This is a genomic window from Microbulbifer sp. GL-2 (genome assembly GCF_007183175.1).
Classification (GTDB): domain Bacteria; phylum Pseudomonadota; class Gammaproteobacteria; order Pseudomonadales; family Cellvibrionaceae; genus Microbulbifer.
Genome location: NZ_AP019807.1, coordinates 1246044 through 1258059, shown reverse-complemented (window position 1 = coordinate 1258059; position 12016 = coordinate 1246044). Strand labels below are relative to the sequence as shown.

At 56.1% G+C, this 12016-nt stretch carries 9 protein-coding genes and 1 pseudogene; all 10 read left to right on the top strand.

What is annotated here, in order from left to right; genetic code table 11:
• The first annotated feature begins 40 nt into the window (after positions 1–40).
• Entirely contained in the window at positions 41–1930 is a 1890-nt protein-coding gene (gene mutL / locus GL2_RS05410; RefSeq protein ID WP_143729638.1) for a DNA mismatch repair endonuclease MutL, read from the top strand.
• 70 nt (positions 1931–2000) lie between these two features.
• Complete coding sequence (gene miaA, locus GL2_RS05405; protein ID WP_232053826.1) at positions 2001–2924, top strand: tRNA (adenosine(37)-N6)-dimethylallyltransferase MiaA; 924 nt, start codon at positions 2001–2003, stop codon at positions 2922–2924.
• 190 nt (positions 2925–3114) lie between these two features.
• The gene (gene hfq / locus GL2_RS05400; RefSeq protein ID WP_020413623.1) at positions 3115–3399 is read left to right on the top strand and encodes an RNA chaperone Hfq; all 285 of its coding nucleotides are present in this window, start codon (positions 3115–3117) and stop codon (positions 3397–3399) included.
• A gap of 132 nt (positions 3400–3531) precedes the next feature.
• Positions 3532–4863 (top strand): ribosome rescue GTPase HflX, encoded by a 1332-nt coding sequence (gene hflX / locus GL2_RS05395; RefSeq protein WP_143729637.1) that lies wholly within the window; start codon positions 3532–3534, stop codon positions 4861–4863.
• 150 nt (positions 4864–5013) lie between these two features.
• A pseudogene (gene hflK, locus GL2_RS05390) lies at positions 5014–6158 on the top strand (FtsH protease activity modulator HflK).
• An 11-nt stretch (positions 6159–6169) separates the two neighbouring features.
• Positions 6170–7042 (top strand): protease modulator HflC, encoded by an 873-nt coding sequence (gene hflC / locus GL2_RS05385; protein WP_143729636.1) that lies wholly within the window; start codon positions 6170–6172, stop codon positions 7040–7042.
• Positions 7043–7195: 153 nt separating this feature from the next.
• Positions 7196–8389, top strand: coding sequence for an ATP phosphoribosyltransferase regulatory subunit (locus GL2_RS05380; protein WP_143729635.1), 1194 nt, complete (start codon positions 7196–7198; stop codon positions 8387–8389).
• Positions 8390–8504: 115 nt separating this feature from the next.
• Entirely contained in the window at positions 8505–9827 is a 1323-nt protein-coding gene (locus GL2_RS05375; protein ID WP_143729634.1) for an adenylosuccinate synthase, read from the top strand.
• A 141-nt stretch (positions 9828–9968) separates the two neighbouring features.
• Positions 9969–10622 carry a hemolysin III family protein gene (locus GL2_RS05370; RefSeq protein WP_143729633.1) on the top strand — a complete coding sequence of 218 codons (654 nt, stop codon included), beginning with the start codon at positions 9969–9971 and terminating at the stop codon, positions 10620–10622.
• 171 nt (positions 10623–10793) lie between these two features.
• Positions 10794–12014: a lytic murein transglycosylase gene (locus GL2_RS05365; protein ID WP_143729632.1), complete on the top strand. Its 1221-nt coding sequence runs from the start codon at positions 10794–10796 to the stop codon at positions 12012–12014.
• Positions 12015–12016 lie beyond the last annotated feature (2 nt).

Sequence of the window (12016 nt, the reverse complement as noted above, 5' to 3'; positions counted from 1 at the left end):
TTATCGGACCGGTCAAAGCAGCACTAACAGGCCAGAATCCATGCACGAACGTATCCAGCAATTATCGCCCCGTCTTGCCAACCAGATCGCCGCTGGTGAAGTTGTGGAACGCCCGGCTTCGGTGGTCAAAGAGCTGCTGGAAAACAGCCTCGATGCCGGCGCCACACGCCTGGAAGTGGATATCGACAACGGCGGTATCAAGCGTATGAAAGTGCGCGATAACGGAAAAGGAATCGAGCGCGAGGACCTGCCTATGGCACTGGCCCGCCATGCCACATCGAAGATCCACGCACTGGAGGATCTGGAGGCGGTTGCTACCTTGGGCTTTCGCGGTGAGGCTCTCGCCAGTATTTCCTCGGTGGCACGCCTGGCCCTGACCAGCAGCCGCGATGAGAGTGGTAAGGGCTGGCAGGTGAGTGCGGAGGGCCGCGATATGCAGGCGCAGCTGGCGCCGGCGGCCCACCCGCGCGGCACCACGGTGGATGTGCGTGACCTGTTTTTTAACACTCCGGCAAGACGGAAATTCTTGCGTACGGAAAAGACCGAATTCAATCGCGTTGACGACACCATCAAGCGATTGGCACTGTCCCGTTTCGATGTTTCCATCAGTCTGCGTCATAACGGCAAGGGTGTGCACAACTTGCGCGCGGGTAGTGGCCGTGTGGAGATGGAGCGACGTGTGGCCCAGATCTGCGGCCCTGCGTTTATGCAGAATGCCCTACATATCGATGTCGAGCGCAGTGGTTTGCGCCTGTGGGGCTGGGTGGCTGAGCCTGCGTTCTCGCGTTCCCAGGCCGACCTGCAGTTCTTCTATGTCAACGGCCGCGCCATCCGCGACAAGGTGGTAAGCCACGCGGTACGCCGCGCTTTTGCCGATGTGCTCTATCACGGTCGCCACCCAGCATTTGTACTTTATCTGGAGCTGGACCCGGCATCTGTGGATGTCAATGTGCACCCCACCAAGCACGAAGTACGCTTCCGCGATGGCCGTCTGGTACATGACTTCCTGTTTGGTAGCCTACATCGAGCGCTGGCCGATGTACGCCCCGGACAAAAGGAGGAAACTGTTGAGGAAGTAGTGGCAGAGGCCGCTCAACCTACGGATACGGGAAGAGCTTCCGGGATCCAGGTTGGAGAGTTTGCCGGGCAGCAGAAAATGCCGCTGAGCAGTAAACCATCCCCGGCAAACCTGCAACAGCAGATGAACGCTTACGGTACTCTGCATCGGCCATATCAGGAAAATTCTGCAGTTGCTGAGCCGGTAGCTGTCGGGACCGAACCGACTACCAGTGTGGCTGGGGTGGCGACATTATCTGTGGCTGACGAGACGGGCTCTGGCGAAGAGGTACCTCCGCTGGGGTTCGCCATTGCTCAATTACATGGGATTTATATTCTCGCGCAGAATGAGCAGGGCATGATTGTGGTGGATATGCATGCCGCCCATGAGCGTATTGTGTATGAGCACATGAAAACTGCTCATGCCGCTGGCGGTATCCAGGCGCAGCCGTTGCTGGTACCGGTGAGTCTGGCGGTAAGCCAGCGAGAGGCGGACTGTTTCGAAGAGCGCAGTGAGGTTTTTACATCCCTCGGTTTTGTACTGCAGCGAGCCGGGCCTGAGACCCTGTTGGTGCGCCAAGTGCCCACCATGCTGCACGGGGCAGAAGTGGAGCAACTGGTACGCGATGTTCTCTCTGATTTGTTAGGACAGGGGGATAGCGAGCGTATCGGTGAGCGAATTAATGAAATTCTAGGCACTATGGCCTGTCATGGCTCGGTGCGTGCCAACCGCCGCCTGACGCTACCTGAGATGAATGCCCTGTTGCGGGATATGGAGCGCACCGAACGCAGTGGCCAATGCAATCACGGCCGCCCCACCTGGACCCAGGTTAAACTGGCGGATATGGATAAGTGGTTTATGCGTGGTCAATAGCCGCGTGTTAAAAATGGGTGGTGATTTGAACGAGCACACACCAGTTGAGAGACCCCGCGCAATTTTCCTGATGGGCCCCACTGCATCGGGCAAGACAGATTTGGCCATGGCATTGGCAGATAATCTGCCGGTAGAGTTGATCAGTGTCGACTCGGCCCTGGTTTATCGTGGCCTGGATCTGGGTTCCGCCAAACCGAGCCCTGAAGAGCTGGTGCATTACCCCCATCGTCTTATCGATATTTGCGATCCCAGTGAGTCCTATTCCGCAGGGGAATTCCGTAGGGATGCTCTCCAGGCTATGGACGAAATCAGTGCAGCGGGTAAGATTCCTTTACTGGTGGGCGGAACTATGCTGTATTTCCGTGCTCTCCTAGAAGGTATGGCAAAACTGCCTGGGGCCGATGCACAATTGCGTGCAGACATCGAGGCGCGTGCGGAACGAGAGGGTTGGCCGGCTTTGCACGCAGAACTGGCCGAAGTAGACCCCGAATTGGCGGCGGAGTTACATCCGAACCATTCAGTGCGAATTGAGAGGGGGCTCGAAGTCTACCGTCTCACCGGAGAGCCTCTTTCCAAGCTGCGTCGTGAGCAAGCTGGAGGTGGGGTACAGGAGCGGTACAAAGTGAACCAGCTGGCGATTATGCCGAGGGACCGTGCCCTGTTACACCAGCGCATAGAGCTGCGTTTTAAGCGGATGCTCAATGATGGATTTGTTGAAGAGGTGCGCGATCTGCGCGCTCGCGGCGACCTGCACGAGGACTTGCCTGCGATCCGAGCGGTAGGTTATCGCCAGGTGTGGCAGTTCCTGGATGGCCGTATCGATTACGATGAAATGGTTACTGCGGGTATTGCCGCTACGCGGCAGCTGGCCAAGCGCCAGTTGACCTGGTTGCGACGCTGGCCGGAGTTACAAACTTTACATACTCAGAATACAGATGGTGAGGAGCGTGAGAATGACGAAATATTGGCGGAAGCCTTGAAATTTCTCGCTTGAGCATCCATAACGTGGTTGGGCTAATAAACGACAAGCTCATTCAGTCAGTTTTCAAAGGGCCGGCCTTTTCCGGCTTGCTACTACACTACTTACACGCGTATTCAACCTCAGTCGTTTTTTGATCCGCGCACTTCGCGGATACGATTGCAGCCTGCATACCGCATTCAGCTTTTTGACAAGGAGAAAAAAGATGTCAAAAGGGCATAGCTTACAAGACCCTTACCTCAACGTACTGCGCAAAGAGCGTATCCCGGTTTCTATTTATCTGGTGAACGGCATCAAGCTCCAAGGACAAATTGAATCTTTCGACCAATTTGTGGTGTTACTCAAAAATACCGTCAGCCAAATGGTATACAAGCACGCCATTTCTACTGTTGTACCGTCTCGCGCTGTACGCGTGCCCCTGCTTAACCCGGCGGCGCAGCATGGTGGTGAAGGTAACGGAGAAGGCGGTGAGCGCGAATCCTTTAGCTAATTGAACCGCGCAATTTGACCAGCGCCCCCATTACCGGGGCGCCAGCAGCCGAGCGAGCCCTTAGCGGTTTGCCAGCTGCCACTTCAGCCTGGAAGGCGGGTTATTGCCCGTTTCCGCAATAGAGATTTCCCATTGTTTTTCGATCGACCGGAATCCGGTGAGCTGGCCGTACTGGTACACCTAGAACTCTCCGCAATCGACAGTCCCGATGACCCTCGTGAATTTGAGGAGTTGGCCCTCTCTGCCGGAGCAGATCCGGTCAGCTTTATCTTTGGCCAGCGTGCAACGCCGGACCCGAAAACTTTTGTCGGGCGCGGTAAACTGGAAGAAATTCACCAAGTGGTAAAAGATCAGGGCGCGGAGCTTGTGATCTTCGATCATATCCTTTCCCCGAGTCAGGAGCGCAATATTGAGCGCGAACTGAAATGCCGGGTGCTCGACCGGACTGGCTTGATCCTGGATATTTTTGCCCAGCGCGCGCGTACCCATGAGGGTAAGTTACAGGTGGAGCTGGCACAGTTGCGCCATATGGCCACCCGGCTTGTGCGTGGTTGGACCCACCTGGAGCGCCAGAAGGGGGGTATCGGCCTCCGTGGACCGGGCGAAACTCAGTTGGAGACGGATCGCCGCCTGTTGCGTGCACGTATCGACTCCATTGAGAAGCGCCTAGAAAAAGTCCGGCGCCAGCGGGAGCAGGGTCGGCGCGCGCGTTCTCGTGCGGAAGTGGCCACAGTATCGCTGGTGGGTTACACCAATGCCGGCAAGTCCACCTTATTTAATCGCCTCACCGATGCCGAGGTCTATGTGCGCGATCAGCTGTTCGCCACACTGGACCCGACCATGCGCCGGGTTGAATTACCCAATGTTGGCGCCATGGTATTGGCAGATACAGTAGGTTTTGTATCGCACCTGCCGCATAAGCTTGTGGAGGCTTTTCGAGCCACACTGGAGGAAGCCGCCCAGGCCACCCTGTTGCTGCATGTGGTAGATGCCGCTGCAGAGAATCGCCTGCACTTGATCGAAGAGGTGCAGAGTGTACTTGAGGAAATTGGCGCTGCGGACCTGCCGCAGTTGTTGGTGTATAACAAGATTGACCTGCTGGCTGATTGCGAGCCGCGCATCGATCGCGATGAGAGCGGCGTGCCGCGTGCGGTGTGGCTGTCTGCGGCGAATGGTGTTGGCTGTGAGCTGCTAATCGAAGCGATCGCTGAGCGCCTGGGCGAACAGATGGTGCGTGGTCAGCTGGTGGTGAAACCCCAGCACTCCCGCCTGCGCGCGCAGTTGTACCAGATCAACGCCATCCAGAGCGAGATTTATCGCGATAATGGCGACTGTGAGCTTCAGCTATTGTTACCGCGCAGCGACTTCCAGCGTCTGCTGGCCCGGTTCACAGTCGATGGTGAAGGTCCCGAATGGTTGCCGAAGGAAGATGGTGAGGAGGATAGTAGCGAGCAGGAGTATTAACCCCCTGCTTGCCTTAGAGAAAGAATTCTACGCGACTGCGATTGCGACAAACTTGCCTCCAGCTGAGTTCTGGCGGCAATATTTTACCGGCGGGGGATGCTAGAATCCGCCGGAGACAAAGCTTAAATGATCAGAGTTGGAGTAAGTTAAATGGCCTGGAATGAGCCGGGTGGCAAAGACAAAGACCCGTGGGGCGGTGGCGGCGGTGGCAATCGTAATAACGATGGCCCGCCAGACCTTGATGAGTTATTTCGTAAAGTCCAACAAAAGTTGGGCGGCCTGTTCGGGGGGGTAGTCCCAGTACAGGCACGGGTAATTTTCCCTGGATGCTGCTTATTGGTCTCGCCGTATTGATTTATGGGGGCCTGGGGATCTATCAGGTCAATGCCAACGAGCAGGCGGTGGTATTGCGCCTGGGCAAATACCACTCAACAGAATCTGCCGGATTACACTGGAATCCACCGCTGATCGATAGTGTTACCAAGGTCAATATGACCGAGGTACGTACCGAGCGCACTACTGGCCAGATGCTGACCGAAGACGCCAATATCGTTGAAGTGGTATTGACCGTACAGTGGCAGGTTGGTGATGCCGAGTCCTATGTACTGCGTGTGCGTGACCCTGTAAAAAGTCTGCAGGAGGCGACTGACAGTGCCCTGCGCCATGTGGTCGGTTCCCTGACCTTGAACGGCGTAATCTCTCAGAACCGGACCCAGGTATCCACAGATACCCAGCAGCGTCTGCAGGAATATCTGGACCTCTACCAGACCGGTATTCTTGTCGATGTGGTCAACTTGACCGACGCCAAGGCTCCTCGCGAAGTTCAGGACGCATTTGATGACGTAACCAAGGCCCGTGAGGACGAGGTTCGTTTGCAGAATGAAGCTCAGGCCTATGCCAACCAGGTAATCCCGGTGGCTCGCGGTCAGGCCCAGCGGATTATCGAAGAGGCTGAGGGTTATAAGGCTCGCGTTGTGGAGAGTGCCCGCGGTGAGGCGGTGCGCTTCGAGAAGCTGCTGACTGAATACCAACTCGCCCCGGAAGTGACGCGTGAGCGCCTTTATCTGGACGCGGTTCAGGAAGTGATGTCCAGCACCTCGAAAGTGATGGTGGATGTCGAAGGTGGCAATAACATGATGTATTTGCCATTGGACAAATTGGCCCAGGAAAGCACCAGTCAGGCGGGACAGCGCAAAGACACTTCACCGATAGTGATTGAGGAAGTCTACCAGCGTATTGTCGAGCGCCTGCGCCAGGACGCTACCAATGGCCGTCGCAGCCAGTCTGTCCGCTAGGAGGTGGTGGAATGAACAACAAAACTTTGGGAATTATTGCCGTCCTACTGGTCGGCATTCTGGTGATTTCCTCCAGTGCCTTCGTGGTGAAGGAAACCGAAAAAGCGGTGCTGCTGCGATTTGGTGAGCTGGTTCGGACTTATTACGAGCCGGGGCTTTACTTCAAGATTCCGTTTGCAGAAAAACTGCGCAAGTTTGACGCGCGTATCCAAACGGTTGATTCCAGCCCGGTGCGTATGCTCAACAGCGAAAACAAGTTCATGATGGTGGATTCGTACGCCAAGTACCGTATCTCCGACGTGAGCAAGTTTTACATTGCCACACGTGGTGACGAGCGCAATGCAGTTCGTCTGTTGTCGGAGCAGATCAATGACCGCCTGCGTAACCAGTTTGGTGTGCGCGATCTACACGAAGTGGTCAGTGGTGAGCGCGATGAACTGATGTCAGAGATCACCAAGAACCTGAACCAGATTGCACAGAAGAACCTGGGTGTGGAAGTGATCGACGTGCGCGTAAAGCGTATCGACCTGCCACCGGAAGTTTCTGAGTCGGTATTCCAGCGTATGCGCGCCGGCCGTGAACTGGAAGCGCGGGATCACCGCGCCAAGGGTCAGGAGGCCAGTGAGCGTATCAAGGCTAACGCAGACCGCCAGAGGGTAGTGATCGAGTCCGAGGCCTATCGCCAGTCTGAAGAGCTGCGTGGTGCCGGGGATGCGGAGGCAGCCGGAATTTATGCCGCGGCCTATAACAAGAATCCCGAGTTCTACAGCTTTACCCGCAGCCTGCAGGCCTATAAAGAGTCTTTCCAGAGTAAGTCCGATATGCTGCTGGTGGACCCAGATAGTGAGTTTTTCCGCTATCTGAAGGACCCCAAAGGGCAATAAATCAACCTGCCGGGCAAATGGCAGCGGCTGTCCTTGCGACAGCCCTACCTTCCTGCCGGCAGTTGGTGCTAAAATCACGCAAACCGGGCCTCGCCCGGTTTTTTTGTGGAAGGTGCTGGCGCACCTCATTAACCCTGATAAACCTGTTTCATCATGACTCAAGCTGATCGCTGGATGTTGCCGGATGGCATCGCTGAAATTTTGCCTGCGGATGCCGTTCAGGTTGAGACCCTGCGCCGCCGACTTCTGGACCTCTACCATTGCTGGGGGTACGAGTTGGTAATACCGCCGATGCTGGAGTTTACCGAATCCCTGTTGATTGGGATGGGGCGCGATGTGGATCTGAGTACCTTTAAGGTCACCGACCAGATCTCTGGCCGTACTCTCGGCATTCGCGCCGATATCACTCCACAAACCGCGCGGATTGATGCACACAGTTTCCCTCGCGTTGGCGCCAACCGGCTGTGCTACGCGGGCCAGGTTCTCTATACCCGGCCGCGCACTGCTATGGGCTCGCGCGCTCCACTCCAGGTCGGTGCTGAGTTATTTGGCGAGGACCGTTTAAGCGGCGATATTGAAGTAATCTCGCTGATGCTGGAGAGCCTGCAGGTTGCCGGCATTGAGCAGATATACATGGATCTCGGTCATGTGGCTATTTACCGCAGTCTTGCCGAAGCGGCGGGGTTGAGCGAGGCCCAGCGTGGTGAACTATCTGCCCTGTTGCAAAACAAGGCGAGTGCCGATGTGCGAAGCTGGGTTGCCGCAAATGTTGCAGATGTGCAGGTGGCCGCCTGGCTGCAGGCGTTGCCGAGTCTTGCCGGTGGACTGGAATGTCTGGCAAGGGCTCGCGAGCTGCTCAGTGGAGCACCTGAGCCGTTGCTGGCGGCACTATCCGATTTGCTTCAGGTGGCTGAAGCCCTGAGCGAGCGCTACCCGGCAGTGGAGCTATTTTTTGATTTGAGCGAAGTGCGCGGATACGACTACGAGACAGGGCTGGTTTTTGCTGCTTACACCCCTGGTCACGGCCAGGCTCTCGCCAACGGCGGACGTTATAACGGTATTGGTGCGGTATTTGGGCGGGATCGCCCGGCTACAGGCTTCAGTAGTGATCTGGTGGCCCTGAATACCCTGGGTAATCGGGCCGTGCCAAGCGCCGGGGCCATTCGTGCTCCGGAATCCAGTGGTGTGGAGGGTGCCGAACTTTGGCGCATAGTTGATGAGCTGCGCAAGCGTGGAGAGGTGGTAATCGCTACCTTGTCTGATGGTGCGGATAGCGATCTTCACTCGCGCTGCGACCGCGAGCTGGTACTTGAGGGCGGTTCCTGGGTAGTAAAATCGCGGGACTGATTGATAGTGGGCGCAGTGGATGTGCCGGTATAGGTGCGGTGTATGCCGCAAGATCCATTGATGTCGGGGGCCTAAAACTCCCGCAGAGAGAAACCTGAGTTAGAGATTTTTACAGATGGGCAAGAACGTAGTAGTGCTGGGAACCCAGTGGGGTGATGAGGGCAAGGGCAAGATTGTCGATTTGCTGACAGAGCAGGTCTCCCTGGTGGTGCGCTTTCAAGGCGGACACAACGCCGGCCACACCCTGGTCATCGATGGTGAAAAAACTGTATTGCACCTGATCCCCTCGGGTATCCTGCGCCCCAGCGTAACCTGCCTGATTGGCAACGGCGTGGTGCTATCCCCCGAAGCACTCCTCGAGGAGATGAAGGACCTGGAAGAGAAGGGTGTTCCAGTCAGGGATCGTTTGCGCCTGTCACCGGCCTGCCCGCTGATTCTGCCAGTACATGTGGCGCTTGATGAAGCTCGTGAAAAGGCCCGCGGTGATAATGCGATTGGAACCACTAAACGCGGAATTGGCCCGGCCTATGAAGACAAGGTTGCCCGTCGCGGTTTGCGCCTCGGGGATCTGTGTAATTGGGACAATTTCTGCAACCAGCTCAAGGAGCTGATTGATTATCACAATTTTGCCCTGACCCAGTACTACAAGGTGGAGTCGGTCAGTTACGAGGACACCCTGGAGTTGGCGAAAGTCTGGCGCGAGCAGTTGGTGCCGATGATCACTGATGTAGCCAGTGATCTGCACGACGCTCGTGAGCAAGGTGAGCATATTCTGTTTGAGGGTGCCCAGGGATCCCTGCTGGATATCGACCACGGCACCTATCCGTTTGTAACCTCCTCCAACACCACGGCCGGCGGTACAGCCACAGGCTCCGGTTTTGGCCCCCTGTATCTGGACTATGTGTTGGGTATCACCAAGGCCTACACCACCCGTGTGGGTAGTGGCCCTTTCCCGACCGAGCTGGACTGTGAAGTTGGCAGTCACCTGGGTGTGAAGGGTAAAGAGTTTGGTGCAACTACCGGGCGTGAACGCCGCACCGGCTGGTTCGATGCAGTGGCAGTGCGCCATGCGATCCGTATCAACAGCATTTCCGGCCTGTGCCTGACCAAGCTCGATGTGCTTGACGGTCTAGAGGAAGTGAAGGTCTGTGTGGGTTACCGCAACAACGCTGGCGAAGAGATGCCAGTGCCTTTTGATGCCGCTGGCTGGGAGGGTGTGGAACCGGTTTACGAGAGTATGCCAGGTTGGACCGAGAATACTTTCGGTGTGCGTCGTGAGGCGGATCTGCCGGCTAATGCCAAGGCCTATATCGCTCGTATTGAGGAGCTGGTGGGAGCGCCGGTAGACATTGTTTCTACCGGTCCAGACAGGAATGAGACTATTGTTCGCGCTTCTTCCGCTCTTTGTGAAATGGGAATCCAAAACGCCAGCGAATAAGTCTTGCTGACCCGGTTGTGAATAGCCGGTCTGATCCTGGCCTTGCTATTTTAGGTGAGGCCTCTGATCATTAGACCTGATTCAAGTTATTGGTCGGGTGCTTTCAGAGCGCTCGGGACCAGAATTCAACCGGGCCAATCTATGACTTCAACCGTTTCCGTTGCCAGCCGCTATAGCTTCGCAGAAGAAATTGCCAATAGCGTCACTCATGGTGTCGGAGCCCTTCTAGCCATCGCTGGCCTGGGCGTTCTCTGCGGTTTTGCCGCTTTGCGTGGCGATGCCTGGCATATCGTCAGTTCAAGCGTTTACGCGTCAACACTGATCCTGTGTTTCCTCGCCTCTACCCTGTATCACTCGGTCAGCCATATCGGCGCCAAGGCAATACTGCGTACCTTGGACCACTCTTCAATTTTCTTACTGATAGCCGGAACTTACACACCTTTCACCCTGGTAACCCTGCGCGGGCCCTGGGGATGGTGGCTGTTCGGGGTTATCTGGGGGCTGGCCTTACTGGGACTGATTATCCAGTTCACGCCGCTGAAAAAAATCCGCGCCTTGTCGATTACTCTCAGTGCGCTAATGGGTTGGGTGGTAATCGCGGCGATCAAGCCGCTGGCGAATAGCCTTGAGACCGGTGGCCTGTGGCTACTGGTGCTGGGGGGACTCTGTTATACAGGTGGCATCGCTTTCTACCTATGGCGCAGCCTGCGCTTCCATCACGCTATCTGGCACCTATTTGTGCTGGCCGGTGGCATCTTGCACTTCTTTGCCGTTCTCTTTTACGTAATTCCGTGATTTTTGCGGCCCTGTTCACAGGGCTGTGTGATAAGCAGAACTTCCCCCAGGCTCGGCTGTCATCATTAGTGACTGGTCAGGCGGATAGCATAATTTGAGAAATCCGCCTTTCGGAAAAGAGAGGCTCGTCCTAACCTTGTGCGAGCAAAAAGTTGTGTCAAAGGTACTCTCATGCCCAGATTGCACAGGTTCTCCGTATTACCCTATTTTCTCCTCCTTTGCCTGACGTTTTTTTCATTGGGGGCCCAGGCCGCTGACAAGCCGGACCCGGCATTCGAGAAGTGGGTCCAGGACTTCCGTAAAACTGCGATCAAAAGCGGTATCTCCCCCCAGGTTTATGACCAGGCATTCAAGGGTATTAACTCCCCCGATCAATGGGTGCTGGACCGCGCTAACTACCAACCAGAATTTAAGGCGCCAGTTTGGCAGTACTTCGACAATCGGGTACAGAAGCGCGCTATCGAGCGGGGAAAGCAGGAAAAAGAGAAGATGAAGCCCTGGCTGGACAAAATCCAGAAGCGCTTTGGGGTGGACCCCAATATCCTTCTGGCAATCTGGTCGGTGGAGTCGAGCTTTGGTGGCATTCTCGGTAATGAAAAGGTGATGCGTAGCGTGGTCCGCTCCCTGGCCACCCTGGCCTATGCCGACCCACAGCGCAGGAAGTTCGGGCGCCAGCAGCTCCTTGCGGCTCTGAAGATACTACAGGCCGGAGACGTTGAAGGGCAGCACCTGCTCGGTTCTTGGGCCGGGGCCATGGGCCACACCCAATTCATCCCCACAAGTTATCAGGCTTATGCGGTGGATATCGATGGGGATGGCAAGCGCGATATATGGAATTCCATCCCTGATGCTCTGGCCACTGCGGCCAACTTGCTGTCAAGCAATGGTTGGCAGCGTGGTAAGCCCTGGGGCTATGAGGTCACAATTCCCGCACGCAAAATGCCAGGGGGCAAGCTGACAGTAGCGGAGTGGGAGAAGCTTGGGGTCAAACGCGCCAACGGCGAGCCGTTTCCCAGTAAGAAAGCCGTGGCGGAGCTGAAGCTTCCAGATGGGCGCAACGGCCCGGCTTTCCTGGTGTTCAAAAACTTCTTCGTCTTAAAGCGCTACAACAACTCAGATCGCTATGCGACCGCGATTGGGCTGTTGGCGGATCGCATCGGCGGCGCAGCACCATTAGTGAACGACTGGAAACGGCCTTTTACTCCTCTGGACAGTGGCCAGGTAGAGGAATTGCAGAAGCTGCTAAAGCAGAAGGGTTTTTACACCGGTGAAGTCGATGGCAAGGCCGGGCCTGGCACACGCAAGGCAGTACGAGCATTTGAAAAGCGTGCCGGCGTTGAAGTCAAAGGCTTCCCGAGCAAAGAGGTGCTTGAGCTATTACAGCAACAGTAGCC